The organism is Streptomyces bottropensis ATCC 25435, from assembly GCF_000383595.1.
GTDB lineage: Bacteria > Actinomycetota > Actinomycetes > Streptomycetales > Streptomycetaceae > Streptomyces > Streptomyces bottropensis.
Genome location: NZ_KB911581.1, coordinates 3,087,393 through 3,112,548 on the forward strand (window position 1 = coordinate 3,087,393; position 25,156 = coordinate 3,112,548).

The 25,156-nt window shown below is 70.8% G+C and carries 26 protein-coding genes and 1 pseudogene; 20 read left to right on the plus strand and 7 right to left on the minus strand.

Annotation, left to right across the window (positions count from 1 at the left end; translation table 11 throughout):
• Positions 1–13: 13 nt before the first annotated feature.
• The 3 genes from STRBO_RS0113535 to STRBO_RS0113545 form a co-directional block, all read right to left on the minus strand.
• Positions 14–799 (minus strand): ABC transporter permease, encoded by a 786-nt coding sequence (locus STRBO_RS0113535; RefSeq protein WP_005477895.1) that lies wholly within the window; start codon positions 797–799, stop codon positions 14–16.
• Between the two features lie 88 nt (positions 800–887).
• Positions 888–1,811, minus strand: coding sequence for an ABC transporter ATP-binding protein (locus tag STRBO_RS0113540; RefSeq protein ID WP_028796636.1), 924 nt, complete (start codon positions 1,809–1,811; stop codon positions 888–890).
• A gap of 10 nt (positions 1,812–1,821) precedes the next feature.
• Positions 1,822–2,655: an AAC(3) family N-acetyltransferase gene (locus STRBO_RS0113545; RefSeq protein WP_005477891.1), complete on the minus strand. Its 834-nt coding sequence runs from the start codon at positions 2,653–2,655 to the stop codon at positions 1,822–1,824.
• 160 nt (positions 2,656–2,815) lie between these two features.
• Between STRBO_RS0113545 and STRBO_RS0113550 the strand changes: the two genes are divergently transcribed.
• From STRBO_RS0113550 to STRBO_RS0113585, 8 genes are read left to right on the plus strand one after another with little or no spacing between them, the layout of a single operon-like run.
• Complete coding sequence (locus STRBO_RS0113550; RefSeq protein WP_005477889.1) at positions 2,816–3,550, plus strand: helix-turn-helix transcriptional regulator; 735 nt, start codon at positions 2,816–2,818, stop codon at positions 3,548–3,550.
• Positions 3,547–4,971, plus strand: coding sequence for a Fe-S cluster assembly protein SufB (gene sufB, locus STRBO_RS0113555; RefSeq protein ID WP_005477887.1), 1,425 nt, complete (start codon positions 3,547–3,549; stop codon positions 4,969–4,971). Before STRBO_RS0113550 ends, sufB begins: the two co-directional genes overlap by 4 nt.
• Before the next feature lie 60 nt (positions 4,972–5,031).
• The gene (gene sufD / locus STRBO_RS0113560) at positions 5,032–6,225 is read left to right on the plus strand and encodes a Fe-S cluster assembly protein SufD (protein ID WP_005477885.1); all 1,194 of its coding nucleotides are present in this window, start codon (positions 5,032–5,034) and stop codon (positions 6,223–6,225) included.
• Positions 6,222–6,542, plus strand: coding sequence for a non-heme iron oxygenase ferredoxin subunit (locus STRBO_RS0113565; protein ID WP_005477883.1), 321 nt, complete (start codon positions 6,222–6,224; stop codon positions 6,540–6,542). The genes sufD and STRBO_RS0113565 overlap by 4 nt, the downstream gene beginning before the upstream one ends.
• A gap of 7 nt (positions 6,543–6,549) precedes the next feature.
• Positions 6,550–7,314 carry a Fe-S cluster assembly ATPase SufC gene (gene sufC / locus STRBO_RS0113570; RefSeq protein ID WP_005477882.1) on the plus strand — a complete coding sequence of 255 codons (765 nt, stop codon included), beginning with the start codon at positions 6,550–6,552 and terminating at the stop codon, positions 7,312–7,314.
• Complete coding sequence (locus STRBO_RS0113575; protein ID WP_005477881.1) at positions 7,311–8,567, plus strand: cysteine desulfurase; 1,257 nt, start codon at positions 7,311–7,313, stop codon at positions 8,565–8,567. Before sufC ends, STRBO_RS0113575 begins: the two co-directional genes overlap by 4 nt.
• Before the next feature lie 16 nt (positions 8,568–8,583).
• Positions 8,584–9,054, plus strand: coding sequence for a Fe-S cluster assembly sulfur transfer protein SufU (sufU, locus tag STRBO_RS0113580; protein WP_005477880.1), 471 nt, complete (start codon positions 8,584–8,586; stop codon positions 9,052–9,054).
• The gene (locus STRBO_RS0113585) at positions 9,051–9,383 is read left to right on the plus strand and encodes a metal-sulfur cluster assembly factor (RefSeq protein ID WP_005477879.1); all 333 of its coding nucleotides are present in this window, start codon (positions 9,051–9,053) and stop codon (positions 9,381–9,383) included. Before sufU ends, STRBO_RS0113585 begins: the two co-directional genes overlap by 4 nt.
• A gap of 80 nt (positions 9,384–9,463) precedes the next feature.
• Here STRBO_RS0113585 and STRBO_RS0113590 read toward each other — a convergent pair whose 3' ends face one another.
• Complete coding sequence (locus STRBO_RS0113590) at positions 9,464–10,327, minus strand: AbfB domain-containing protein (RefSeq protein WP_005477878.1); 864 nt, start codon at positions 10,325–10,327, stop codon at positions 9,464–9,466.
• Between the two features lie 349 nt (positions 10,328–10,676).
• Here STRBO_RS0113590 and STRBO_RS0113595 point away from each other — a divergent pair, with 349 nt between their 5' ends.
• The 6 genes from STRBO_RS0113595 (at position 10,677) to STRBO_RS0113620 (ending at position 15,295) form a co-directional block, all read left to right on the plus strand.
• On the plus strand, positions 10,677–10,997 hold the full coding sequence (locus STRBO_RS0113595; RefSeq protein ID WP_005477877.1) for a DMT family transporter: 321 nt from the start codon (positions 10,677–10,679) through the stop codon (positions 10,995–10,997).
• A complete protein-coding gene (locus tag STRBO_RS0113600) occupies positions 10,997–11,533 on the plus strand; it encodes a TetR/AcrR family transcriptional regulator (protein ID WP_005477876.1) in 537 nt (178 codons plus the stop codon). The genes STRBO_RS0113595 and STRBO_RS0113600 overlap by 1 nt, the downstream gene beginning before the upstream one ends.
• A 446-nt stretch (positions 11,534–11,979) precedes the next feature.
• Positions 11,980–12,969: a 2,3,4,5-tetrahydropyridine-2,6-dicarboxylate N-succinyltransferase gene (dapD, locus tag STRBO_RS0113605; protein ID WP_005477874.1), complete on the plus strand. Its 990-nt coding sequence runs from the start codon at positions 11,980–11,982 to the stop codon at positions 12,967–12,969.
• A 131-nt stretch (positions 12,970–13,100) separates the two neighbouring features.
• Positions 13,101–13,325, plus strand: a complete 225-nt coding sequence (locus STRBO_RS0113610) for a hypothetical protein (RefSeq protein WP_005477873.1) — start codon at positions 13,101–13,103, stop codon at positions 13,323–13,325.
• Positions 13,326–13,514: 189 nt separating this feature from the next.
• A complete protein-coding gene (locus STRBO_RS0113615; protein WP_005477872.1) occupies positions 13,515–14,069 on the plus strand; it encodes a SigE family RNA polymerase sigma factor in 555 nt (184 codons plus the stop codon).
• A complete protein-coding gene (locus STRBO_RS0113620; protein ID WP_005477871.1) occupies positions 14,066–15,295 on the plus strand; it encodes a hypothetical protein in 1,230 nt (409 codons plus the stop codon). The genes STRBO_RS0113615 and STRBO_RS0113620 overlap by 4 nt, the downstream gene beginning before the upstream one ends.
• Positions 15,296–15,303: 8 nt before the next feature.
• Here the strand turns inward: STRBO_RS0113620 and dapA are convergent, their stop codons facing one another.
• Positions 15,304–16,209 (minus strand): 4-hydroxy-tetrahydrodipicolinate synthase, encoded by a 906-nt coding sequence (gene dapA / locus STRBO_RS0113625; protein WP_005477869.1) that lies wholly within the window; start codon positions 16,207–16,209, stop codon positions 15,304–15,306.
• Positions 16,210–16,417: 208 nt separating this feature from the next.
• Here dapA and STRBO_RS0113630 point away from each other — a divergent pair, with 208 nt between their 5' ends.
• On the plus strand, positions 16,418–16,879 hold the full coding sequence (locus tag STRBO_RS0113630) for a phage holin family protein (RefSeq protein ID WP_005477865.1): 462 nt from the start codon (positions 16,418–16,420) through the stop codon (positions 16,877–16,879).
• A pseudogene (locus STRBO_RS45635) lies at positions 16,876–17,052 on the plus strand (DUF3618 domain-containing protein); the annotation flags it as partial. The gene STRBO_RS0113630 and the pseudogene STRBO_RS45635, both read left to right, overlap by 4 nt.
• Before the next feature lie 520 nt (positions 17,053–17,572).
• Here the strand turns inward: STRBO_RS45635 and STRBO_RS0113640 are convergent.
• Positions 17,573–18,670, minus strand: a complete 1,098-nt coding sequence (locus STRBO_RS0113640) for a YihY/virulence factor BrkB family protein (RefSeq protein WP_005477862.1) — start codon at positions 18,668–18,670, stop codon at positions 17,573–17,575.
• A 114-nt stretch (positions 18,671–18,784) separates the two neighbouring features.
• On the opposite strand from STRBO_RS0113640, the gene STRBO_RS0113645 reads away from it, so the two are divergent.
• The 3 genes from STRBO_RS0113645 to STRBO_RS0113655 all read left to right on the plus strand — a co-directional run bounded on the left by STRBO_RS0113645 (position 18,785) and on the right by STRBO_RS0113655 (position 21,109).
• Positions 18,785–19,492 (plus strand): antibiotic biosynthesis monooxygenase, encoded by a 708-nt coding sequence (locus STRBO_RS0113645; RefSeq protein ID WP_005477860.1) that lies wholly within the window; start codon positions 18,785–18,787, stop codon positions 19,490–19,492.
• Between the two features lie 70 nt (positions 19,493–19,562).
• The gene (locus STRBO_RS0113650) at positions 19,563–20,345 is read left to right on the plus strand and encodes an ArsR/SmtB family transcription factor (RefSeq protein WP_005477845.1); all 783 of its coding nucleotides are present in this window, start codon (positions 19,563–19,565) and stop codon (positions 20,343–20,345) included.
• Positions 20,346–20,365: 20 nt separating this feature from the next.
• On the plus strand, positions 20,366–21,109 hold the full coding sequence (locus STRBO_RS0113655; RefSeq protein WP_020114320.1) for an SRPBCC family protein: 744 nt from the start codon (positions 20,366–20,368) through the stop codon (positions 21,107–21,109).
• Positions 21,110–21,183: 74 nt separating this feature from the next.
• On the opposite strand, the gene STRBO_RS0113660 is transcribed toward STRBO_RS0113655, so the two are convergent.
• On the minus strand, positions 21,184–23,007 hold the full coding sequence (locus STRBO_RS0113660) for an endonuclease/exonuclease/phosphatase family protein (protein ID WP_005477837.1): 1,824 nt from the start codon (positions 23,005–23,007) through the stop codon (positions 21,184–21,186).
• Positions 23,008–23,406: 399 nt separating this feature from the next.
• On the opposite strand from STRBO_RS0113660, the gene STRBO_RS0113665 reads away from it, so the two are divergent.
• Entirely contained in the window at positions 23,407–24,972 is a 1,566-nt protein-coding gene (locus STRBO_RS0113665; RefSeq protein ID WP_020114321.1) for a hypothetical protein, read from the plus strand.
• The last annotated feature ends 184 nt before the right edge of the window (positions 24,973–25,156 follow it).

A 25,156-nucleotide genomic window follows, 5' to 3' on the forward strand; every position in this document is an offset into this window, starting at 1 on the left:
CGCTGAGCTGCGGTTACTCCCAGCGGAAGAACCGGGCCGCCGCGCCCAGCCCGAGCACCGCCCAGACGGCCAGGATCCCGAGGTCCCCCCACGGCATGCCCGCGCCGTGCTGGAGCACGTCCCGCAGCCCGTCCGACAGCGCGGAGATCGGCAGCAGTCCGAGCGCGCTCTGGGCCGCGTCCGGGAACCTGTCGAGCGGGACGACGACACCGCCGCCCACGAGCAGCAGCAGGAAGACCAGGTTCGCCGCCGCGAGCGTCGCCTCCGCCTTCAGCGTGCCCGCCATCAGCAGGCCGAGGCCCGAGAAGGCGGCCGTACCGAGGACGAGCAGGAGCAGCACGGCCAAGGGGTTGCCGTGCGGGTTCCAGCCCATCGCGAAGGCGATCACGGTGAGCAGGGCCACCTGGAGGATCTCCGTGACCAGCACGGAGAGTGTTTTCGCGGTCATCAGGCCCCAGCGGGGGAGCGGTGAGACGGCCAGCCGCTTCAACACGCCGTAGCGGCGCTCGAAGCCGGTGGCGATGGCCTGACCGGTGAAGGCCGTCGACATCACGGCGAGCGCCAGGATGCCGGGCGCCAGGAAGTCGACCGCCTGGCCCTCGCCGGTGTCGACGATGTCCACCGAGCCGAACAGCACCAGCAGCAGGGTCGGGATGACGACCGTCAGAAGCAACTGCTCGCCGTTGCGCAGCAGCATCCTCGTCTCCAGGGCCGCCTGCGCCGCGATCATGCGGGGCAGGGGGGCGGCGCCCGGCTTCGGCGCGTACGTGCCGGTGCCCGTGTTCGTCCTCGCGGTCATGAACGCAGCTCCTTGCCCGTCAGCTCCAGGCTGTGCCCTTCCGGGGGGCAACCCCCGGACCCCCGGCCGGTCCGTGTGTTGGCCGGGATCATGAACGCAGCTCCTTGCCGGTCAGCTCAAGAAAGACGTCTTCCAGGGTGTGCCGTTCCACCGAGATCCGGTCCGGCATCACCCCGTGCTGGGCGCACCAGGAGGTGACGGTCGCGAGGAGCTGCGGGTTGATCTTGCCGGTCACCCGGTAGACGCCGGGCGTCAGTTCGGCGGCTGCGGAGTCCGCCGGGAGGGCCTTGAGCAGGGAGCCGACGTCGAGGGCCGGGCGCCCGGTGAAGCGCAGGGTGTTCTCGGCGCCGCCCCGGCACAGCTCCTCGGGCGCGCCCTGGGCGACGACCCGGCCGCCGTCGATGATCGCGACGTCGTCCGCGAGCTGCTCGGCCTCGTCCATGTAGTGCGTGGTGAGGATGACCGAGACGCCGTCCCTGCGCAGGTCCCGGATCAGCTCCCAGGTGGCCCGGCGGGCCTGCGGGTCGAGGCCGGCGGTCGGCTCGTCGAGGAAGACCAGCTCTGGGCGGCCGACCACGGCCATCGCGAGGGCGAGCCGCTGCTGCTGGCCGCCGGAGAGCCGGCGGTAGGTCGTACGCCCGCAGCCGTCGAGGCCCAGGCGCTCGATCAGGGCGTCCACGTCGAGGGGGTGGGCGTGCAGTTCGGCCACGTGCCGGAGCATCTCGTCGGCGCGGGCGCCGGAGTAGACGCCGCCGGACTGCAGCATCACGCCTATCCGGGGACGCAGCGCCGCGGCCTCGCGGACCGGGTCGAGACCGAGGACCGACACCGAGCCGGAGTCCGGCTTCCGGTAACCCTCGCAGGTCTCGATCGTGGTCGTCTTCCCCGCGCCGTTGGGGCCGAGGACGGCGGTGACGCCCGCTCGGGCCGTCAGGTCCAGGCCGTCCACCGCGGTCTTGTCGCCGTACCGTTTCACCAGGGACCGGACCTGGACCACGGGGTCACTTCGCATGGGGCCGAGTCTAGGGACGCGGCCGGGCGCCGAGGCGGCCGGGTCCGGAGATCTCCTCCTCACGGGGACGGTGCACCGGGAGCCAGCGCTCGGCGTACGCCACCGCGTCGGCCACCGGGAACAGCCGTACGTCCGCCCCGCCCACCCTGGTCCGGCGGATGCCCCGGTCGCGCTCGAAGTCGTGGCCCAGTTCGTCGAACCGGTCCGAGTCGATCGACACCTCGGTCACCACCTCCCAGCCGTCCGGGCCCGGCCGGCCGACCTCGACCAGCGGTGCGGGTATCCGGTACTCGGCCAGGTGGAAGCTGGTGCAGGTGTCGTAGCCCGCGCCGAGCAGCAGCACCCGGGCGCCCGCCCGCTCCAGCCGGGCCAGCGGGCTGCGCTCGCCGAGGCGGCAGTCGGGGGCGTGGTCCGCGAGGATCGCCGCCGCGGCCGGGCCGATCGCCGCGAAGGAGGTCTGGGGGTGCGCGCTGCGCCGGGCGCCCGGCCAGGTCCGTACCGTCTCGGGGATCACCCCGACCCCGCGGCTGGGCGTGATCGCGGGGTCGTAGCCGGGCATGGCGGCCCGAATGGGCTCCCACCATTCCTCCGGCACCGGTGGCCGGGACCAGAGCGCGGGATCCGACAGGTCGCCGGTCTGGCTGGGGACGACCAGGGTGCCCTCCGGACCGAGTGCGTCGAGCAGCGCCCGGACGACCGCGACGGCACCTCCGCAGACCCATCCGAGCGCGCTGAGCGAGGTGTGCACGAGAAGGGTCTCGCCGGGTTCGACACCGGCGGCGCGCAGGTCCGCCGCCAGTCCGGCGCGGGTGACAAGTGGGCCGGTGGGAGGGGTTGTCGACATGGTGTGGCAGTCTTCCGGAGCACCCTTCGAGGCGCCAGCCCTTCGATCGATCAGTGATCGTTTCCCCAGGTCGGCTTAGGTTTGCCTAAGTGATGCACGGCACCGCCCGCCCGTCCGGCGCGGCTTGCCCCTCTCTGAGGAATTACGCAACAATGGCGTTGTGAAAAACGTCGGCGAGGCTCCGCAGGAGGAACTCGCGACCGGTGAGCGGTCCACCCGCAACCGTGTCGCGCGGTCCATCCTGTCCCACGGCCCGTCCACGGTGGCCGACCTCGCCGGGCGGCTCGGACTCACCCAGGCGGCCGTCCGCCGTCACCTCGACGCGCTGGTCGGGGACGACGTCGTGCAGCCCCGCGAGCAGCGTGTCTACGGCGCGCGCACGCGCGGGCGCCCCGCCAAGGTGTTCGCATTGACGGACTGCGGCCGGGACGCCTTCGACCAGTCCTACGACAAGCTCGCCATGGACGCGCTCCGCTGGATCGCCGACCAGGAGGGCGGGGAGCAGGCTGTCGCCGCCTTCGCCCGGGCCCGGGTCGCCGCCGAGGCCGGCGCCTACCGTCGGGCCGTCGAGGCCGCGGACCCCGAAGAGAAGACCGAAGCCCTGGCCAAGGCCCTGAGCGCCGACGGGTACGCTGCTACGGCGCGCAGCGCGCCCCACCCCCACCAGGGGGAGCAGCTCTGCCAGCACCACTGCCCGGTGGCCCATGTCGCCGAGCGGTTCCCGCAGCTCTGCGAGGCCGAGACCGAGCTGTTCGCCGAACTGCTCGGCACGCACGTCCAGCGGCTGGCCACCATCGCCCACGGCGACGGCGTCTGTACGACGTTCATCCCCAGAATTTCCAAGACAGCCACCGACACCGCATCTGCACGTACCGCCGGGAGGAACCCCGCATGACGCTCCCCATCGAGGAGACCGCCCACCCCGAGCTCGAGGGTCTGGGCAACTACGAATACGGCTGGGCCGACTCCGACGTGGCCGGTGCCTCTGCCAAGCGCGGTATCAACGAGGACGTCGTCCGAGACATCTCCGCCAAGAAGAACGAGCCGGAGTGGATGACCAAGCTCCGCCTCAAGGGCCTGCGCCTGTTCGAGAAGAAGCCCATGCCGAACTGGGGCTCGGACCTGTCGGGCATCGACTTCGACAACATCAAGTACTTCGTGCGGTCCACGGAGAAGCAGGCGGAGTCCTGGGAGGACCTGCCCGAGGACATCAAGAACACGTACGACAAGCTCGGCATCCCCGAGGCGGAGAAGCAGCGCCTCGTCGCCGGTGTCGCGGCCCAGTACGAGTCCGAGGTCGTCTACCACCAGATCCGTGAGGACCTGGAGGAGCAGGGCGTCATCTTCCTCGACACGGACACCGCCCTCAAGGAGCACCCGGAGCTCTTCAAGGAGTACTTCGGCACGGTCATCCCGGTCGGCGACAACAAGTTCGCGTCGCTGAACACCGCGGTGTGGTCCGGCGGTTCCTTCATCTACGTGCCGAAGGGCGTGCACGTGGAGATCCCGCTCCAGGCCTACTTCCGTATCAACACGGAGAACATGGGCCAGTTCGAGCGGACGCTGATCATCGTCGACGAGGGGGCCTACGTCCACTACGTCGAGGGCTGTACGGCCCCGATCTACAAGTCGGACTCCCTGCACAGCGCGGTCGTCGAGATCATCGTCAAGAAGGGCGCCCGCTGCCGCTACACGACCATCCAGAACTGGTCGAACAACGTCTACAACCTGGTCACCAAGCGCGCCGTGGCGTACGAGGGCGCGACCATGGAGTGGATCGACGGCAACATCGGCTCCAAGGTCACCATGAAGTACCCGGCCGTCTACCTGATGGGCGAGCACGCCAAGGGTGAGACCCTCTCCATCGCCTTCGCGGGCGAGGGCCAGCACCAGGACGCCGGCTCCAAGATGGTCCACATGGCGCCGAACACCTCCTCCAACATCGTCTCCAAGTCGGTGGCGCGCGGCGGCGGCCGTACCTCCTACCGCGGCCTGGTCGAGATCGGCGAGGGCGCCCACGGCTCCAAGTCGAACGTGCTGTGCGACGCGCTGCTCGTCGACACCATCTCCCGCTCGGACACCTACCCGTACGTGGACGTCCGCGAGGACGACGTGTCCATGGGCCACGAGGCGACCGTCTCCAAGGTCTCCGACGACCAGCTCTTCTACCTGATGAGCCGTGGCCTGAGCGAGTTCGAGGCGATGGCGATGATCGTGCGCGGCTTCGTCGAGCCCATCGCGAAGGAGCTGCCGATGGAGTACGCCCTTGAGCTCAACCGGCTGATCGAGCTGCAGATGGAAGGCGCGGTCGGTTAAGACCGTCCCTGCCGGCAGTAGCCAGATTTCTTGACGTAGGAAGAGAGCAGACCGACAGCCATGGCTGAGGCTCAGAACATCCCCGTGGGATCCACCACCGCGGGCCAGATCGCGGTGGCCGCCGAGTCGACCGTCGCCACGCGCATGAGCGCGCCCCCGTCCTTCGACGTGGCGGACTTCCCCGTGCCGCACGGCCGCGAGGAGGAGTGGCGGTTCACCCCGCTGGAGCGCCTGCGCGGGCTGCACGACGGCACCGCCGTCGCCACCGGCGACGGCCTCAAGGTCGACGTCCAGGCCCCCGAGGGCGTCACCGTCGAGGCCGTCGGCCGTGACGACGCGCGCCTCGGCAGGGCCGGCACCCCGGTGGACCGCGTCGCCGCCCAGGCGTACTCGGCGTTCGAGAAGGCCGGCGTGATCACCGTCCCCAAGGAGACGGTCCTCACCGAGCCCATCCGCATCGCCGTGCACGGTGAGGGCGGCACCGCCTTCGCCCACCAGGTGATCGAGCTGGGCGCCTTCGCCGAGGCCGTCGTCGTCATCGACCACACCGGCGACGCCGTGCTCGCCGCCAACGTCGACTACCTCCTGGGCGACGGCGCGAAGCTGACCGTCGTCTCCGTCCAGGACTGGGACGACAAGGCCGTGCACGTCGCCCAGCACAACGCCCTGGTCGGCCGCGACGCCTCCTTCAAGTCCGTCGTGGTCACCTTCGGCGGCGACGTCGTACGCCTGCACCCGCGCGTGACCTACGCCGGCCCCGGCGGCGAGGCGGAGCTGTTCGGCCTGTACTTCACGGACGCCGGCCAGCACCAGGAGCACCGCCTCCTGGTCGACCACAACGTCCCGCACTGCAAGTCCAACGTCGTCTACAAGGGCGCGCTCCAGGGCGAGCGCGCCCACGCGGTGTGGATCGGCGACGTGCTCATCGAGGCCAAGGCCGAGGGCACCGACACCTACGAGATGAACCGGAACCTGGTCCTCACGGACGGCGCCCGGGTCGACTCGGTGCCGAACCTGGAGATCGAGACCGGCGAGATCGTCGGCGCCGGCCACGCCTCCGCGACCGGCCGCTTCGACGACGAGCAGCTCTTCTACCTGATGGCCCGCGGTATCCCGGCCGACGAGGCCCGCCGCCTCGTCGTCCGCGGCTTCTTCGCCGAACTGGTCCAGCAGATCGGTGTCGACGACATCCAGGACCGCCTCCTCGCGAAGATCGACGAGGAGCTGGAGACTGTGTCTGGATCGGCCCGATGACCACCTACGTACGCGCCTGCGGGCTGAGCGAGCTGGAGAAGGACACCCCGAAGCGGGTGGAACTCGACGGCACGCCGGTCTCGGTCGTACAGACCGAGGGCGAGGTGTTCGCCATCCACGACATCTGCTCCCACGCGAACGTCTCGCTCTCCGAGGGCGAGGTGGAGGACTGCCAGATCGAGTGCTGGCTGCACGGCTCCGCGTTCGACCTCAGAACCGGCAAACCGTCCGGCCTTCCCGCGACGCGCCCCGTCCCCGTATACCCCGTAAAGATCGAAGGGGACGACGTGCTCGTCTCCCTCTCCCAGGAGTCCTGAGGCATCCATGGCAACGCTTGAAATCCACGACCTGCACGTCACCGTCGAGGCCGACAACGCCACGAAGGAGATCCTCAAGGGCGTCGACCTCACCGTGAAGCAGGGCGAGACACACGCCATCATGGGCCCGAACGGCTCCGGCAAGTCGACCCTCGCCTACTCCCTCGCGGGTCACCCGAAGTACACGATCACCGGCGGCACCGTCACCCTCGACGGCGAGGACGTCCTGGAGATGTCCGTCGACGAGCGCGCCCGCGCGGGCCTGTTCCTGGCGATGCAGTACCCGGTCGAGGTCCCCGGCGTCTCGGTCTCCAACTTCCTGCGCACCTCCGCCACCGCCATGCGCGGCGAGGCCCCCAAGCTCCGCACCTGGGTGAAGGAGGTCAAGGAGGCCATGCAGCGCCTCAACATGGACCCCGCCTTCGCCGAGCGCAACGTCAACGAAGGCTTCTCCGGCGGTGAGAAGAAGCGCCACGAGATCCTCCAGCTGGAGCTCCTCAAGCCCAAGGTCGCGATCCTCGACGAGACGGACTCCGGTCTGGACGTCGACGCCCTGCGCATCGTCTCCGAGGGCGTCAACCGCGTCCGCGAGACCGGTGAGGTCGGCACCCTGCTGATCACGCACTACACGCGCATCCTGCGCTACATCAAGCCCGACTTCGTCCACGTCTTCTCCGGCGGGCGCATCGTCGAGTCCGGCGGCGCCGAGCTCGCCGACAAGCTGGAGAACGAGGGCTACGAGGTATACACGAAGGGTGGCGCATCCGCGTGACACAGCTGCCGGGCCTCCTCGACACCGAGGCGATCCGCAAGGACTTCCCCATCCTGGACCGCCAGGTCCACGACGGTAAGAAGCTCGTGTACCTGGACAACGCGGCGACCTCGCAGAAGCCGCGCCAGGTGCTGGACGCCCTGAGCGAGTACTACGAGCGCTACAACGCCAACGTCCACCGCGGTGTGCATGTGCTCGCCGAGGAGGCCACGGCGCTGTACGAGGGCGCGCGCGACAAGGTCGCCGCGTTCGTCAACGCTCCCTCGCGCGACGAGGTGATCTTCACCAAGAACGCCTCCGAGTCGCTGAACCTCGTGGCGAACATGCTGGGCTGGGCCGACGAGCCCTACCGCGTGGACGCCGAGACCGAGATCGTCATCACGGAGATGGAGCACCACTCCAACATCGTGCCGTGGCAGCTGCTCTCGCAGCGCACGGGCGCGAAGCTGAAGTGGTTCGGGCTGACCGACGACGGCCGCCTCGACCTCTCCAACATCGAGGAGATCATCACCGAGAAGACGAAGATCGTCTCCTTCGTGCTGGTCTCCAACATCCTCGGCACGGTCAACCCCGTCGAGGCGATAGTGCGCCGGGCGCAGGAGGTCGGCGCCCTGGTCTGCATCGACGCCTCGCAGGCCGCGCCGCACATGCCGCTGGACGTCCAGGCCCTCCAGGCCGACTTCGTGGCCTTCACCGGCCACAAGATGTGCGGTCCGACGGGCATCGGTGTGCTCTGGGGCCGCCAGGAGCTGCTGGAGGACCTGCCCCCGTTCCTCGGCGGCGGCGAGATGATCGAGACGGTGTCGATGCACTCGTCGACGTACGCCCCCGCCCCGCACAAGTTCGAGGCGGGCACCCCGCCGATCGCGCAGGCGGTCGGTCTGGGCGCGGCGATCGACTACCTGAGCGCGATCGGCATGGACAAGATCCTCGCTCACGAGCACGCGATCACCGAGTACGCGGTGAAGCGGCTGACGGAGGTCCCGGACCTGCGGATCATCGGCCCGGCCACGGCCGAGGAGCGGGGCGCGGCGATCTCCTTCACGCTCGGCGACATCCACCCGCACGACGTGGGTCAGGTGCTCGACGAGCAGGGCATCGCGGTCCGGGTCGGCCACCACTGCGCCCGCCCCGTCTGCCTGCGCTACGGAATTCCCGCGACCACCCGAGCGTCGTTCTATCTGTACTCCACCCCGGCCGAGATCGATGCCCTGGTCGACGGCCTGGAGCACGTACGGAACTTCTTCGGCTGAGGGGACGAACGATCGCATGAAGCTGGACTCGATGTACCAGGAAGTCATCCTGGACCACTACAAGCACCCGCACGGCCGGGGCTTGCGGGACGGTGACGCCGAGGTGCACCACGTGAACCCGACGTGCGGCGACGAGATCACCCTGCGAGTGAAGTACGACGGCACGACCGTGCAGGACGTGTCGTACGAGGGCCAGGGCTGTTCGATCAGCCAGGCGTCGGCCTCGGTCCTGAACGACCTCCTGGTCGGCAAGGACCTCGGCGACGCGCGGAAGATCCAGGAGACCTTCCTGGAGCTGATGCAGTCCAAGGGGAAGATCGAGCCGGACGACGCGATGGAGGAGGTGCTGGAGGACGCGGTCGCGTTCGCCGGTGTCTCCAAGTACCCCGCCCGGGTCAAGTGCGCCCTCCTCAGCTGGATGGCGTGGAAGGACGCGACGGCCCAGGCGCTGGGCGCCGACGCCGACGTCGAAAGGAAGACGGCATGAGCGAGACCCTGGAGATGAAGCCGGCCTCCGAGGAGGAGGTCCGCGAGGCCCTGTACGACGTCGTCGACCCCGAACTGGGCATCGATGTCGTCAACCTGGGCCTCATCTACGGCATCCACATCGACGACGCGAACATCGCGACGATCGACATGACCCTGACGTCCGCGGCCTGCCCGCTGACGGACGTCATCGAGGACCAGGCCAAGTCCGCCACGGACGGCATCGTCAACGAGCTGCGCATCAACTGGGTCTGGATGCCCCCGTGGGGCCCCGACAAGATCACCGACGACGGCCGCGAGCAGCTGAGGGCGCTCGGGTTCAACGTCTGAGATCCATCGGTCATGAGTGTGGCCCCCGGCGAATACATTCGCCGGGGGCCACACTCATGTGCGGGCGGGTGTCCCGTCGCTCAGCCGAGACCCTTCACCAGGCGGAAGAAGAAGTCCTGCCGTCCGTTGGTGTTGTAGCCGTACGGGTCCAGGACCAGCTCGAAGTTCTTGTGGCGCAGGAAGCGGTCGGGGTAGTTGACCGCCTGCAGCATCACGGCGTCCGAGTGCGGGGACTGCATGGGGCAGAAGGTGGCGTCCTGGCGGAAGAGTTCCGAGCCGTCGTTGCCGCTGACGCGGAGCCGGAAGTTCTGGTGCCGTACGTAGCGACCGTCGGCCATCTTGAAGGAGTAGCACGAGGACTTGGCGAGCCCGGAGACCACCTTGAAGGAGGAGTCCTCCCTGGTCTCGCCCCCGCTGTACGAGCCCACCGAGTCGAGCCGGATCGCGCCGTTGCTCAGGTGCCAGTACCGGTCCGGGTAGCTGACCGCCTGGACGGACTTGCGGGTGTTCGACGAGGACGGCGGGTTCTTGGCGGGCGAGGTCGTCTTCGACGGCTTGGCGGTCGGTTCGGAGCCGCCCTGCTGCTTGTCGTCCGACGAGCCGGAGCCCTTGGAGTCCTCGCCCTTGCTCTTGTCCCCGTCCTTCTCGGGGTCGTCCTCGGAGCCCTGCGGCTCCGACAGACCGCTCTTGCCGTCCGGTGCCGAGGTCGCGGGGGGCGACGTGGGCGGGAGGGACGCGGTGGGAACCCGGTCGTCGGCGGCGGTGGTGCGGGCGTTCTTGTCCGACGAGTCGTCAGGTCCCGAGCCCTGGAGGGTGATCGCCGTGACGCAGGAGGAGACCACGGCGAGAGCGAGGGCACCGGCCAGCCAGAGGCGGCGGGTGCCCGGTATACGGGTGTCGTTCGGGGCGACCCCGGTCTCCCACACCTTCGCGGATCTGAGCATCGGAAGGCTGGGCGGGGTCTGGTCCGGATCAGGTCCGGGCTTAGTCGGCGGCATGCGCGGTTCCCTCGGCGTCGCCACAGGCGGACGCAAATTCGTCATGCGGATCAGGGAGGGTGGTACGTGTCACCGGTGTGTGCAAACCCTGGCGGTCGTCACACATTCGGGAGATTGACCGTTGAAACAGTAGTTCACCAAGTGACGCGCGGGGAGCCCTTTCGGTGAGCGCTTCCATAACGGAACGGCCCCGAAACGAGGGCCTCTTGGGGGGTGACGGCGGCCAATTCCGCCCATAAGCGCGCCACTACACGCGATGTGTACAACCGTACATATGATGTGTACGCTCGTACACATGGGATATCTGTTGCTCGCCGGCGCCATAGCCGCCGAAGTGGCCGCCACGACCGCCATGAAGTACAGCGAGGGCTTCAGCAAGTTGTGGCCGTCGGTCGTCACCGGCGTGGGGTACCTCGTCTCCTTCGTGCTGCTCGCCCAGGCGTTGAAGTCGATGTCCATCGGCACGGCGTACGCGATCTGGTCCGGCGTCGGCACCGCGACGGTCGCCGCGCTCGGGCTGGTCCTCTTCGGGGAGGGGCTGAGCTTCGCCAAGGTCGCCGGGATCGTGCTGATCATCGCGGGAGTGGTGGTGCTGAACCTGGGAGGCGCCCACTGATGGCCCGGCGTTACGACCCCGAGCGGCGGCAGCGGATCATCGACGCCGCGATCCGGGTCGTGGGGGCGAAGGGCATCGCCGGGCTGAGCCACCGCAGCGTGGCCGCCGAGGCGGACGTACCGCTCGGCTCGACGACGTACCACTTCAAGACCCTCGACGATCTGATGGTCGCCGCGCTGCGCCAGGCCAACGAGGGCTTGGCGAAGGCCGTCGCCGCGCGCCAGGCCCTGCGCGACCCGAGCACCGACCTCGCCGCCGAACTGGCCGCGCTGGGCGGGGAGTGGTTCAGCGGCGACCGGACGGGCCTGGAGGTGGAGTACGAGCTGTATCTCGCCGCCCTGCGCCGACCCGCGCTGCGGCCCGTCGCCGACGAGTGGGCCCGCGCCTTCGCCGACACGCTCGCCCGCCGCACCGACCCGGTGACCGCGCGGGCGCTGGTCGCGCTGATCGACGGCATCTGTCTGCAGGTCCTGCTGACGGGGGCGCCGTACGACGAGGAGTACGCGCGCGAGGTGCTGGCGCGGGTGATCCCCTGAGCATGCCCGCGCGAGCGGTGATCCTTCCTGACGGCGTTCCGCATCCCCGGCCGCCACGACCGGACCCGGGCCGACGCCCGCCCCTGGCTGTGCGGCATCCCGCGGAGAAGGGCAGCAGCCAGGCCGAGCAGGACTGCGCCGAGGTCGCCGCCCTCCTGGCGAGGGAACGGCAGCCGACCGGTACTGGCTGATCGACCCGGAGACATACGACGTTCCGGTACGCGGCAGATCAGGGGCGGAAAGGTGGCCGGTGGCAGTTCGCTCATCAGCGGGGCCGTCGTGGACGAGGCGGGCGGGCGCGACCGACCTCGGCCCCTGAACGAGGGCGGCCCGTGCCACAGGGGCGGGCGGACCGCCCGGTGCCGTATGTCCGTAAAGTGCCCGGCTCCTGAGACGGCCGCGTCGCGGGTTGGCCCGTACCGGCCCCGGACGGTTAGGTTGCCCTCATGACCGACACGACTGCTCCCCGCTCCACCGGCGCCGTGGCCGCCGGCCTCGCCACGATCGCCGCCGACGGCACCGTTCTCGACACCTGGTACCCCGCGCCCGAGCTGGCGGCCGAGCCGGGCCCCTCCGGCACCGAGCGGCTGACCGCCGAGCGGGCCGCCGAGCTGCTGGGCGGGGGCGCGACCGCCGCGCTCGGTCAGGACACGCGCCGGGGCGTCGAGGTCGTCGCGGTCCGCACGGTCATCTCCTCGCTCGACGAGAAGCCGCTCGACACGCACGACGCCTACCTGCGCCTCCACCTGCTCTCCCACCGCCTGGTCAAGCCCCACGGACAGAGCCTGGACGGCGTCTTCGGCCTCCTCGCCAACGTCGCCTGGACCTCGCTCGGCCCGGTCGCCGTCGACGACATCGAGAAGGTGCGCCTCAACGCCCGCGCCGAGGGCCTGCACCTCCAGGTCACCTCGATCGACAAGTTCCCGCGCATGACGGACTACGTCGCCCCCAAGGGCGTGCGGATCGCCGACGCCGACCGCGTCCGCCTCGGCGCGCACCTCGCCGAGGGCACCACGGTCATGCACGAGGGCTTCGTCAACTTCAACGCGGGCACCCTCGGCACGTCCATGGTCGAGGGCCGGATCTCCGCCGGCGTCGTCGTCGGCGACGGCTCGGACATCGGTGGCGGCGCCTCCACGATGGGCACGCTCTCCGGCGGCGGCAACGTCATCATCTCCATCGGCGAGCGCTGCCTGATCGGCGCCGAGGCGGGCGTCGGCATCGCCCTCGGCGACGAGTGCGTCGTCGAGGCCGGCCTCTACGTCACCGCCGGCACCCGCGTCACCATGCCCGACGGCCAGGTCGTCAAGGCCCGCGACCTCTCCGGCGCCTCGAACATCCTCTTCCGCCGCAACTCGGTCACCGGCACGGTCGAGGCCCGCCCGAACAACGCGGTCTGGGGCGGCCTGAACGACATCCTGCACAGCCACAACTGATCATCAAGGCCCCACGTACGGGTTACTCGCCGTGACCTTCGCGCGGTCCAGGCAGATGAACGGGCGGACACGGAGTCCGATCAGCTGCCGAGCCGACGAAATGAGGGGCCGACGAGATGAGGGGCCGAAGGATGAGGAACGACCGGGCGAGGGGTGTGGCGCGCGTGGTCACGGGGGTGCTGGCCGGGGCGACGCTGTGCTGGCTTCCGGCCGGGGCCGCGTACGCGGACGAGACCAACACCTCCTCGCACAACGGCCCCCGCATCGGGCTCGTCAACGTCGGCCAGGTCGACGACCCGATGGAGGACGTGCTGGAGCACACCCTGCTGTTCGGTGACGGGTACCGCTGGGGCTGACCCGGCCGCCGTCGGGAATCCGGGCCCGTACGCGCTCGACGCGCGTGCGGGCCCGCGGCGTTTCCCACCGTCCGTCCTCCACCACCCGCACGACTTTCTTCCCCGGGGCGGCATAGCCGGGCGCGGGTCCGCGCGTCACTAGGGGCACAGGGGCGGGACACGGGGCCCGCCAGGGAAGAGAAGGTGACGATGGATGCCGCGGGGCAGGAGAGTTTCCGGGAATTCGTGGCGGGGCGGTCGTCCGCTCTGCTGAAGACGGCCGTACTGCTGAGCGGCGGGGACCGGCACGCCGGCGAGGACCTGCTGCAGAACGCGCTGATCAAGGCCGCCGGGCGCTGGCAGCGGATCGACGAGCCCGAGGCGTACGTACGGCGGATCCTCTACCGGCAGCAGGTCAGCCGGTGGCGGCTGAAGTGGCGGCGCCGGGAGCTGACCGTCGCCGAGCCGCCCGAGAGCCGCGCCGCCGACGGGGCGGCCGGGGTGGAACTGCGGCTCGTGATGCGCGGGGCGCTGGCCCGGCTCACCGCCCGCCAGCGGACCGTGCTGGTGCTCCGCTACTTCGAGGACCTGCCCGAGGGCGAGGTCGCCCGGATCCTCGGGTGCTCCGTCGGGACCGTCCGGTCCACGACCCACCGCTCGCTGGCCCGGCTGCGCGAACTCGCGCCCGAGCTGGCCCTGCTCGGGCCCGCCGCCGCCGAGCAGACCCCGTCCCGTGACTTCTCGCCCGTGGAGGTGCGTCCGTGAACGTCGACGAACTGGTGCGCGACTCCCTGCGGGAGCAGGCCGCCGAACAGCCGCCCCTGACCCCCGGCTTCGCCGAGCGGGTGCTGACCGTCCGGCGCCGCCGCCGGAACCGGTCGATCGCGACCGTCGCCGCGGCCACCGCCGCCGTGGTCGCCGTCGCGGTGGCCGCGCCGCTGCTGGACTCCGGCAAGGACGAGGTACGGCTCGCCACCGAGATGAACAAGAGCGACATCATCGCCCACCCCGACCAGTCACCGCCGCGGGACCTGATCGCGGCCGGGGACGTGGCGCTGGCCGCGTGGTACACCTCGGACACCGTCAGGACCTCGAAGGACACCGCGGTCAGGGCACGTACCTACCGGATCCTCGACCAGGAGACCGGCAAGTACGTCAAGGACACCCGCTGGTCCCAGGTCTCGGTCGCCCCCGGCATGCGGACCGCCGCCGTCCTGGAGAAGGATCTGCCCGCCGAGCGGATCGGACTCCTCGACCTGCTCACCGGCAAGGTCGAGCGCTGGATCCCGGTCGACCGGGGCGTCGCGAGCGTGGAGTTCTCCACCGACGGCACCAAGCTCGTCGCCACCACCTACAGCAAGAACCCCGACCTGCTGAACCGGGTGGACTACGACTCCGACGGCGACGGCAAGAAGAACGACTTCCAGCCGGACTGGTCCACGTCGTACCGGACCGGCTTCTACGTCGTCGACGTCGACTCCGCAAACGCCGACTGGAGCGAGGTCGTCCCCGACGACGGCGAGGAGATGGGCGTCCTCAACGCCCGTCAGGACTTCGCCTTCAGCCGAGACGCGAAGCTGGTCTACTCCGGGCTGACCTCGGAACCGCACGACCAGTTCTACGACCTGAAGGGCGACAAGGTCGCCAAGCCGGCCGACGAGAAGTACCTGACCTGGTCGGTGGAGGCGCGGCTCTCCCCGGACGGCAAGCTCGCGGCCGGTGGTTTCGCGGGCGGGGGCAGGACGACCGCCTCCGAGATCCTCGATCCCCACACCGGCAAGCGGCTGCACAAGATCCGCGGACAGCAACTGCTCGCCTGGGTCGACGACAAGCGGCTCATCGCCTGGGACATCGCGGCCGGCGACAACGAGTTCCACAACGCCCTGGTGCTCGTCACCATCGGCAGCGACAAGACGCTCACGCTCAGCGGCGCCCGCAAGGGCAACGACGGGGCGGCCGGGCGTTGGAACGCGGTCTTCGCCACCCGCTGACCACCCTTTCAGGCGGCCACCAGGCGTTCGTACGCCCTCAGCAGCCCGTCGGTCACCTCCTGACCGGCGGGCCGCAGTGGTGCGCGGACCGGACCCGCGGGCAGACCCAGCCGGGCCAGGAGCGCCTTCGCCGTGACCGTGCCGGGCAGGCCCGAGGCCATCATCAGTTCGGTGAGGGCGATGGTGCGTCGCTGGAGCCGGGCCGCCTCGGCGGTGTCACCCGCGTCGAACGCGTCGATGACCGCCCGGACGTGGCGGGGGGCCGCGTTCGCGACCGTGCTGACGTAACCCGACCCGCCGATCGCGTACAGCGCGAGCACGTACTCGTCGCAGCCCGTGTAGTACGCCAACTCCGTCCGCGCCAGCACCTTCTGGGTGCCGAGGAGGTCGTACGCGCAGTCCTTCACCGCCACGATCCTCGGGTGGCCGGCCAGCCGGATCATCGTCTCCGGTTCGATGCGGGTGCCGGTGCGGCCGGGGATGTCGTACAGCGCGACGGGCAGCCCGGAGGCGTCGGCGAGTGCGCGGAAGTGGGCCTCGACCGCGTCCTGTGGGGGCGTGCTGTAGTACGGCGTGACCGCCAGCAGGCCGTCCGCGCCCGCCTTCTCGGCCGCCAGCGCCAGTTCCACGGTGTGCCGGGTGTCGGCGGTGCCCACCCCGGCCACGATCACGGTCCGGTCGCCGACCGCCGCGCGCACGGCCCGGATCAGCTCCGCCTTCTCCGCGTCCGTGGTCGTCGGCGACTCACCCGTCGTACCGGAGAGCACCAGTCCGTCGCACCCCTCGGCCACCAGATGGTCGGCCAGCCGCTGGGCTCCGTCCAGGTCCAGTGCGCCGGAGGGGGTGAAGGGCGTGATCATCGCGCACAGGGCACGGCCGAAGGGAGTGGGGGCGGGGCGGTGGGTGAGGGTCATAGGGGTAGTCTCGGGTGCCTCATTGTGAAGCTCCACTTAATTCTCCTACGGAATGTATGGAAGTTCTGCTACGAGGACGGAGTAGGGAGCCGTGTGCGAGGCCGGGGCAGGTGGATGCGGGTGACGTCCGAGGTCGAAGCGATGTCGCAGGGGTAGCGCGGGCCGGGACGGGTACTCGGCGTGTCCCGATGTGTGAGGAGGCGACACCGTGACCGGGACCACCGAGACCAGGCCCACGCGATTCGTGCGCTCTGCGCGATCCGAACGTCCGGGGCCGGGCGAACACGACCACCACTCCGTGGGCGAGCTGGTCGGGCAGGCCACCGAACAGCTCTCCCTGCTCGTACGACAGGAGGTCGCCCTCGCCAAGGAGGAGCTGGCCGAGAAGGGGCGGCGCGCGGGACGCGGCGGCGGGCTGCTCGGCGCGGCCGGCGCGGTCGCCTACGTGGGATTCATGACCCTCGCCGCCGCCGGCGTCGCAGCACTCTCCCTGGTGCTGGACGTCTGGGCCGCCGCGCTCATCGTCATGGGCGTGCTGTTCGTGATCGCGGGCGTGCTGGCCGCACTCGGGCGCGCACAGCTGCGCCGGGCCACCCCGCCCAAGCCCGAGCGGGCGCTGGACAGCGTCAAGGCGGACGTGGACGAGATCAAGGGGAGGGCGCGACGATGACGCAGGCATCGAGCAGGACCGATGGTTCAGTCGGCGCCAAGGGCCCCGACGAACTCCGGCGACAGATCGAGGAGACCCGGGCACAGCTCGGCGACACGGTCGAGGAACTGGCCGCCAAGGCGGACGTGAAGGCGAGGGTGCACGCGGCCCAGGCCGATGTGAAGGCCAAGGCCCAGTCGGCGTGGGAGAGGGTGCCCCGGGGGATGCTGATCGTGGGCGGCGCGAGTGTCGCCGTGGCCGCGGTGGGGGTGCTGGTCTGGCGGCACTACCGCTAGGCGGGGCACGGCGTTCGCCTCCCGCCCACCCGACTCACCCTGCCCGCAGGGCCGACTCGTGGCACAGTGGCGGCACCGTCGAGCGCCTCCACGACTTCTTGCGCGGTACGGTCTGCCGATCCTGCCGATCCTGCCGATCACGAGATCGCCCTGCCGGTACCTCGACCTCAGCTCCACGACGACAACGGCTGCGGCAGACCTCCGCGGGTGGTGTCGGCCTCGATCGAAGGCCCTCCCGCGCATGATCTTCGCCGTGCCGGGCGACCTGCTTGGTGCCGGACGGGCGGGGAAGTCCGGCGCGGAGCCGTCGTACGCGAGGCCTCACCTCCGGTGCCCGGCCGCCCCGCGCACCCGCCCGCGGCCGGTCCCCGGCCGCGGTTGCGGGCACGTCTCTCCGCCCGGGGTCCCGTCGCCGCGCTCAGCCCTTCGTCATCGGGTCGCGGCCGGTCGCGGTGGTGGCGGTCCGGGCGCGTGCCTCCCGCAGGGCCCGTAGCCGGGGAGGCCATGTGCGGGTGTCCCGGGGTTCGACGTAGGGCTCCTCGGTGGGGGCGCGGCCCTCGGTGATGGCGAGTTCGCGGGAGAGTTCCGCGTCGAATTCGAGGCCCAGCAGGATCGCGAGGTTGGTGAGCCAGAGCCAGATGAGGAAGACGACGGCGCCGGCGAGGGTGCCGTAGGTCTTGTTGTACGAGCCGAAGTTGGCGGCGTAGACCGCGAAGCCGGCGGACGCGGCGAGCCAGATCAGCGTGGCGACGATGCCACCGGGGCTGACCCAACGGAAGCCCCGGCCACGGACGTTGGGCGCGGCCCAGTACAGCAGGGCGATCATCAGCGTCACCAGCACCAGCAGCACCGGCCATTTCGCGATGTTCCACACCGCGATCGCCGCGTCGCCGAGCCCGATCGTCGTCCCCGCGCGCTCGGCCAGCGGGCCGGTGAACACCACGATCAACGCGCTCACCGCCAGCATCAGCATCAGCACCAGGGTCAGGGCGATCCGCAGCGGCGTCACCTTCCACACCGGGCGGCCCTCCGGCAGGTCGTACACGGCGTTGGACGTACGGATGAACGCGGCCACGTACCCCGACGCCGACCACACGGCCGCGAGCAGGCCGACGATCGCCAGCAGGCTGCCCGTACCGCCGCTGTCGCTCAACTGGACGACCGCGTCCCGCAGGATGTCCCGCGCCGGGCCGGGCGCCAGATCGCCGATGTTGTCCAGGATCTTGTCGGTCGCGCGCTGTCCGACGACACCGAGCATCGACACCAGCACCAGGATGGCGGGGAACAGCGACAGGACGCCGTAGTACGTCAACGCCGCCGCCCGGTCGGACAGTTCGTCGTCCTGGAACTCCTTGGCCGTGCGCCGCACCACCGCCCACCACGAACGTTTCGGCAGCCCGGTGGGGCCGTCCACGCCGGTCCGCTCCTCCGCCTCCGCCCCGGTCTCCGTCCCGTCCTTCGCCCCGGAATCCGGTTCCTTCCCCACCCGCTCGGCCTCGGGCCGCTTCTCGTCCATGAACGGGCGGGTCTCCCGAAACAGGGGCCCGAATCGCGGAGTTGACCTGAATCCTGGTTGAGGTTGAAAGGTGGTCGGTGCACACACACCGAGCACCGATCATGGGAGAGCGGCATGACCCGTCGTACGGACCTCCATCCCGTCCTCGACCGCCCCGATGCCGGGGCACCCTTCTTCAGTACCTGGCAGGTGGGTACGCCCGAGCGGCAGCGGCTGACCGTGGAGGCCGTCGCCGACACCTGGCAGCGCCGCCCCTGGCCCACCGACGGACTGCTGGGCTACTTCGTCTACACGGCGGAGGACGGCTCCGGCCTGCTGCACTACTCCCAGTGGGCCGACGAGCAGGCGTACGAGGCCTTCGCGCGGACGCGCCGGCAGGAGCGCAACGACGCCATCGACACCGCCGTGCCCGGGATCGAGCGGGTGGGGCTCGGGCGCTACCGGCGGTACCGCAGTCTCACGGGGGGCGGCGACCGTGTCGCCCGGACGCCGGGGTGCGTCGTGATCGTCGACGTCGAGTTCGAGGGGCCGGACCCGGCGCGGCAGCGGGCCTGGGTGGACGCCGTCGAAGAGGCTCTGGCGGCCGAGCCGCATCCGCACCCCGGCGGTATCTCCGCCCACTTCCACCTCGCCACCGACGGCACCCGCGTCCTCAACTACGCCGAGTGGGAGAGCGCGCGGCACCACATCGACGCCCTCGCGTCGCCCGGCGACGGAGTCGGCTCGCCCTCGGCGCTCTGGCGGCGCGTGCAGACCTGGCCCGGACTGAGGACCAGCACGGTCAAGCGCTACGAGTACGCCCTCGGCCTCCTCCCGGACTGACTCCGCCACGCCTCTCACCGAACACTCTGATGTCCTGGACAAAAAAAGTTTTCGGTGAGACGGTGGGGTCATGTTGGACGTCACCGTGATCGAGGATCCCGAGGCAGCGGCGGTCTCGCTGGATCCGATACGTGCCCGGCTGCTGGCCGAGCTGGCGGCCGGGCCCGCCTCGGCCGCCATGCTGGCCGGGAAGGTCGGGCTGCCGCGCCAGAAGGTGAACTACCACCTCAAGGCGCTGGAGCGGCACGGTCTGGTCGAGCTTGCGGGGGAGCGCCGCAAGGGCAATGTCACCGAGCGGCTGATGCGGGCGACCGCCGCGTCGTACGTGATCTCACCGCTCGCGCTCGCCGCCGTGCAGCCCGATCCGGACCGCTTCCGGGACCAGCTCTCCGCGCGCTGGCTGCTGGCGCTCGGCGCCCGGCTGGTCCGGGACGTCGGATCGCTCGTCACGGGCGCGGCCAGGGCCCGCAAGGGGCTCGCGACCTACGCGCTCGACGGGGAGGTCACCTTCGCCTCGGCCGCCGACCGGGCCGCGTTCGTCCAGGAGCTGACGGCCGGGGTGAGCGCGCTCCTGCGCAAGTACGACGCGCCCGACGCCGCGGCCGGCCGGGGGCACCGGATCGTCGTCGCGGTCCACCCGACGCTCAGGCCGCAGGGAGCCGAGGCAGCGGCCCCGCCCGACGGGTCCGAGGGGGCCGACCGCCTCGACGACCGGCCTGACCGGCCCGAACCCTTCGACCGGCCCAAGCAGACCGAACTGCCCAAGCAGACCGAACTGCGCAAGCAGCCCGACCGGACCGAACTGCCCAGCCAGCCCGAACTGCCCGACCGGACCGAACTGCCCGGCCTGTGAGACCCGTTGAGGAGCACGTCATGTCCAAGGAATTCGAGATCGCCCGGGAGTTCGAGGTCGACGCCACCCCCGAGGAGGTGTGGGAGGCCGTCACCGCCGGGACGGGCGGGTGGCTGTGGCCCATGGAGGCGCCCGAGCCGCGCGTCGGCGGCAGGGGGCCGTTCGGCTCCGAGGTCACCGCCTGGGACCCGCCGCACCGGTACACCAACCGGGTCGAGGACGTCGAGGGCATCTCCGAACAGACCCGCAACCAGCTGGACTACACGATCGAACCGCGCGACGACGGCAAGCGGGCCTGGGTGCGGTACGTGCACAGCGGCATCTTCGTCGACGACTGGGACAACCAGTACGACGGCGCCGCCAAGCACACCGGCTTCTACCTGCACACCCTGCGCCAGTATCTGACGCGCTTCAGGGGCCGTACGGTCACCGCGTTCGCCACCTTCGACGCGCCGGAGACGGCCGGGGCCCCCGACGCGCTCACCACCGTCGGACGGGCGCTCGGTCTCGCGGACGACACGGCCGAGGAGGCCCGGGTCCAGGTCAAGGGCCCCGACGGGCAGCTCCTCGACGCCGTGGTCGACTACCGCGACCCGTACTTCATCGGCCTGCGCACCGACGACGCCCTCATCCGCTTCTTCGGCCGCAACCACTGGGGCTACCGGGTGGGCATGAGTGTCCACGACTTCGCGCCGGGCGCCGACGCCGGTACGGACGAGAACGCGTGGCAGGGCTGGCTGAACGGCGTGTTCAGCCAGCCCTGAGCGGCACGGACGGCCACGACCGGGTCATGGTCGATCATGAATTGTCATGACCGGTCATGACCGTGGTGCACGGCCTACGGCTCGAACCGCACCACCTGCGGGTCGTGGTCGCTGATCTGGTCGTTGAACTCCGAGTTGATGTGCACACTGTCGTACGTGAACCCGGTGGCGCGCCGGACCGAGCGGCTGACCAGGATCTGGTCGAGGACCTGGGCGTTGCCCTGGAAGACGTACGAGTAACGCTCCCGCTTCGGCAGCGACTTGATCGCCGACCACAGGACGCCGTCCTTCTCCAGCAGCTCGGCGGTGTCCGAGAACTCGAAGTCGTTGATGTCGCCGAGGGCGATGACGGAGGCCTTCTTGTCCTTCGCCAGCACCTGCTTGACGAAGGTGTTCACGGCCGTCGCCTGCAGGTGGCGCTGGGTCTCCGAGCTGCGCTTCGGCGGCTGGAACTCCGAGTGCAGCGCCTGGTCCCCGCCCTTGGACGCGAAGTGGTTCGCGATCACGAAGACGGGCTTGCCGCGGAAGGAGAACTCGCCGACGAGCGGCTTGCGGCTGTTCGTCCAGGCGGCGTTCGCCGGGTCGATCCGGCCGGGGGACACCGTCAGCCGCGCCTCGCCGTCCGCCTTCGTCACGCCGGCGGCGGTCGTGGCGTCGCCGCCCGCGCGGTCGGTGAAGGAGACCCGCGCGGGGTTGAACAGGAAGACCTGGCGGATGTTGCCGCCGGGCTCACCGCCGTCCGCGAGGTTCACCGGGTCGATGGAGCGCCAGTCGTACGCCGGACCGCCGGCTGCCGTGATCGCGTCGATCAGCTTCTTCACGGTCTTGTCGGCGGCGACCGTACCGTCGTTGGTGGCGCCGTTGTTGTCCTGGATCTCCTCCAGGGCCAGGATGTCGGGCGACTGCAGGTGGTGCACGATCGCGGCCGCGTGGTCCGCGAAGGAGGCGTCCGAGGGGTCCAGGTTCTCGACGTTGTACGTCGCCACCGCGAGCTCGCCGCGCGCCTGCTTGGCGGTCGTCTCGCGCTCCAGACCGCCCTGCTTGAGCGTGCCGATGCGGTTGGCGACGAGCGTGTAGCCGCCGAACTGGTTGTAGTCCAACGGGCCGGCCGTCGTGCCCTTGAGGACGTCACCGACGTTCGCCTTCGGGAAGTCGGCGACCGCGCCCAGCGACTGGATCTGCAGCCGGCCGGTGTTCTGCGAGGTGTAGGAGTCGTACAGCGCGCCACCACGGCGGTTGTCGTTCTCCCGGGGCTTCACCGTGACCCACAGCTCGGTGAACGGGTCGCTGGCGCCGACCACGCGCGTGTCGGCGACCTGGACGTTCATGCCCTCCAGGGACTCGTAGTAGTCCAGGGCGTACGTGGCCGGGGCGAGCTTGAGGCCCTTGATCGAGCCGGCGGCGGCGGGGTCGCCGGCCGGGGCGTACTTCTTCGGCACGGACTTGGTGTCGATGACCTTCGCGGCCGGGACGGCGTTGCCCGTGGAGACGACCGTGATCGTCGGGCGGGAGATCTGCGTCACGGACTGGTTTCCGGACGAAGTGCCGCCCGGTATGAACTCGCCGACCGTGCCGGCGACCGTCACCGCGTCGCCCACCGAGACCGTCGGCCGGGAGCTGGTGAAGACGAAGACGCCCTCGCTCGTGGCGGGGTTGGAGTCCGCCTCGGGGTCCTGGATCCAGAAGCCGCGCGAGCCGTAGGTGCGCACGCCCGTGACGATGCCCTGGACCCCGGCGACCTGCTGGCCGGTGAGCGGGGACGTCCGGGTGGTGCCCTGGATGTCGTGGATGCGTAGCGAGTCCGCCTCGGCGGGCGAGGTCAGGACCACGGCGGACACCGTGGAGCAGATGGTGGCGACGGTCAGCGCGCCGATGCGCGCGGTTCTCTTGCTCGGCAAGGGGATCCCTCCGGGGACGTACGTGGGCGCCGGGACGAGAGTGGACGGGGGTGGCCTGCGACCGGTGGGGCGGTGCGACGCGCGTAGAACCCGGCGGACCCGATGAACTCCGACGGTCGTGCCTGTGGGAGGCCCCGGAATCGTCCCGGAGCTACCCGCGAGTTTCTACGCGCGTCAATCTCCTGCTTGCTCAGGTCAGTTGTCAAGGTTTCAGCCATGTCCAACTCCTGGCAGGTACATGAACCGGGCGGCATGGGTCCAAATCCGTCTAGGCTGAGCGGCTGCGTAGCCGTACGCGTATCGCCTACGGAAAGCCCCCTCGCCGGGGGCGCCGCATCGCTCGGTAGTAGTTCGTCAGCACCCGTTCGTCAGCACCCGTTCCCGAGGAGATCCCCACCGATGTCAGACAGCTCGCCACTGCCGCCGGTGCGGCTCCTCCCCGAAGCGGAGCTGGCGCGGGAGGCGCTCGCCACACCGCTGCTCACGCGTGCCGTGCGGCTCGCCCGCTGGGCCGGGCCCGACACGCGCGTGGGCACCGGGGGCGAACTCGTCGACGAGCAACTGCCCGCCGCCGCCGAGGCGCTCGGGCTCACCGGGGCGGGCGTCGACGACGGCGACGCGGCGGCCTCGGCCAGTGAGGCCTGGCGGGTGGCCGTGGACACCGGCCTCGTCGAGATCGTGAACCCCGACGGACCCGACGGACCCGACGGACCCGACGGACCCGACGGACCCGATGGACCCGATGGACCCGACGGACCCGAGGGGCCGCGGGGAGGGGCGGAGGGGGCGGTCACCGTGGGCGAGGAGCTCGCCCTGCTCACCGGCGGCGGGCCGCAGGACGTGCTCGGCATCTGGCTCACCGCCCTGGAGACCGTCCTCGCCGACGCGAGCGTGCCCGACCTCGACGGCCTCGTCGACGCGATGGAGACCGGCGGCGCGATCGACTTCTCCGAGCTGGACTGGGACCCCGAGGCCGAGGCGGAGTTCCTCGACGGGGTGCTCGGCAACCTGTATCTCCTCACCGTCAGCGAGGACGGCCCCGACGGGCCCGTGCCGCTGCCCGCCCTCGCCGCCTCGATGATCGTCCCCGACGACATGGGGGAGCCCACCAACGACGTGCTGGAACAGGTCTCGGACGCGATGATGCGGCTGGACGACCAGTTCCGGGTGCTGGAGCCGATCGGGCTGGTGGAGTACCAGCCGGTCGACGAGGCGCTGATGACGGACGCGGAGGAGGTCGCCGCCGGCGAAGGGCCGGGCGGTGCGTCCGCCGTCGACGACACCGATGTCACGCGGTACGGCATGGTCCGGCTCACCCCGCTCGGGCTGTACGGGATGCGGGCCCGGCTCCAGGAGGCGGGCGTGCCGGCTCCCGCGGTCGGGGACCTCGTCGACAAGGGCGCGGACGCGCTGCTCGACGGCACCGCCGGGTTTCCGCCGGCGGCGGCGCAGGCCGAGACCGAGCAGTGGCTCGCCCGCCGGGAGCCGGCTTCCGCGGCGCGCGAGCTGCTCGCCGCCGCGCGGGGCGCCGACGCCGGCGCGCCGCTGCGGCGGCTGCGCTGTCAGCAGGCCCTGTCCCTCGTGGGGGGCGTGGCCGAGCCGGCCCTGCGGGAGGTGCTGGACGACCCCGAGCTGGGCGGGCTCGCCCGGGTGTGGCTGACCGAGAACGGGGCGGTCGACGTGCCCGTGCCGTCCGAGGCGATGGTCTTCTGGCTGACCATCGACACGGTTGCCGCGCAGTTGGCGGCCGAGGGGAACTCCGCGGAGCTGCGGGCGCTGGTGGAGGGGCTGGCCGCGCAGCACGGTTCGTTCTTCGCGGCGGCGTGGCGGGTTGATCATCCGGCCACGCCCGACGTTCTTGAGGCGATGGGGCGGATCCATCCCGACAAGAGGGTGGCGAAGGAGGCGCGTAAGGCGGCGTTCAAGGCGCGGTCGCAGATGGGGCCGGGGGCTGGGGCGCAGTAGTTCGGGGGCGCGTAGCTCGGGGGTGCGGGCGCGTTGGTGGGTGCGGGTGGGTGGGGGCTGGTCGCGCAGTTCCTCGCGCCCCTGAAGGGCAGGGGGTGTGCCCTGTGCGTGGGTGGGTGCGGCTCCGGTGGGGCTTCTCGCGCAGTTCCCCGCGCCCCTGAAAAGCAGGGGCTGCGCCCCGTGC

What these genes read in the sequence shown, in the direction of transcription:
- STRBO_RS0113535 (WP_005477895.1), bottom strand. Translation starts at nt 799, where the DNA reads ATGACCGCGAGGACGAACACGGGCACCGGCACGTACGCGCCGAAGCCG.
- STRBO_RS0113540 (WP_028796636.1), bottom strand. Translation starts at nt 1,811, where the DNA reads ATGCGAAGTGACCCCGTGGTCCAGGTCCGGTCCCTGGTGAAACGGTAC.
- STRBO_RS0113545 (WP_005477891.1), bottom strand. Translation starts at nt 2,655, where the DNA reads ATGTCGACAACCCCTCCCACCGGCCCACTTGTCACCCGCGCCGGACTG.
- sufB (WP_005477887.1), top strand. Translation starts at nt 3,547, where the DNA reads ATGACGCTCCCCATCGAGGAGACCGCCCACCCCGAGCTCGAGGGTCTG.
- sufD (WP_005477885.1), top strand. Translation starts at nt 5,032, where the DNA reads ATGGCTGAGGCTCAGAACATCCCCGTGGGATCCACCACCGCGGGCCAG.
- STRBO_RS0113565 (WP_005477883.1), top strand. Translation starts at nt 6,222, where the DNA reads ATGACCACCTACGTACGCGCCTGCGGGCTGAGCGAGCTGGAGAAGGAC.
- sufC (WP_005477882.1), top strand. Translation starts at nt 6,550, where the DNA reads ATGGCAACGCTTGAAATCCACGACCTGCACGTCACCGTCGAGGCCGAC.
- sufU (WP_005477880.1), top strand. Translation starts at nt 8,584, where the DNA reads ATGAAGCTGGACTCGATGTACCAGGAAGTCATCCTGGACCACTACAAG.
- STRBO_RS0113585 (WP_005477879.1), top strand. Translation starts at nt 9,051, where the DNA reads ATGAGCGAGACCCTGGAGATGAAGCCGGCCTCCGAGGAGGAGGTCCGC.
- STRBO_RS0113590 (WP_005477878.1), bottom strand. Translation starts at nt 10,327, where the DNA reads ATGCTCAGATCCGCGAAGGTGTGGGAGACCGGGGTCGCCCCGAACGAC.
- STRBO_RS0113595 (WP_005477877.1), top strand. Translation starts at nt 10,677, where the DNA reads ATGGGATATCTGTTGCTCGCCGGCGCCATAGCCGCCGAAGTGGCCGCC.
- STRBO_RS0113600 (WP_005477876.1), top strand. Translation starts at nt 10,997, where the DNA reads ATGGCCCGGCGTTACGACCCCGAGCGGCGGCAGCGGATCATCGACGCC.
- dapD (WP_005477874.1), top strand. Translation starts at nt 11,980, where the DNA reads ATGACCGACACGACTGCTCCCCGCTCCACCGGCGCCGTGGCCGCCGGC.
- STRBO_RS0113610 (WP_005477873.1), top strand. Translation starts at nt 13,101, where the DNA reads ATGAGGAACGACCGGGCGAGGGGTGTGGCGCGCGTGGTCACGGGGGTG.
- STRBO_RS0113615 (WP_005477872.1), top strand. Translation starts at nt 13,515, where the DNA reads ATGGATGCCGCGGGGCAGGAGAGTTTCCGGGAATTCGTGGCGGGGCGG.
- dapA (WP_005477869.1), bottom strand. Translation starts at nt 16,209, where the DNA reads ATGACCCTCACCCACCGCCCCGCCCCCACTCCCTTCGGCCGTGCCCTG.
- STRBO_RS0113640 (WP_005477862.1), bottom strand. Translation starts at nt 18,670, where the DNA reads ATGGACGAGAAGCGGCCCGAGGCCGAGCGGGTGGGGAAGGAACCGGAT.
- STRBO_RS0113645 (WP_005477860.1), top strand. Translation starts at nt 18,785, where the DNA reads ATGACCCGTCGTACGGACCTCCATCCCGTCCTCGACCGCCCCGATGCC.
- STRBO_RS0113650 (WP_005477845.1), top strand. Translation starts at nt 19,563, where the DNA reads ATGTTGGACGTCACCGTGATCGAGGATCCCGAGGCAGCGGCGGTCTCG.
- STRBO_RS0113655 (WP_020114320.1), top strand. Translation starts at nt 20,366, where the DNA reads ATGTCCAAGGAATTCGAGATCGCCCGGGAGTTCGAGGTCGACGCCACC.
- STRBO_RS0113665 (WP_020114321.1), top strand. Translation starts at nt 23,407, where the DNA reads ATGTCAGACAGCTCGCCACTGCCGCCGGTGCGGCTCCTCCCCGAAGCG.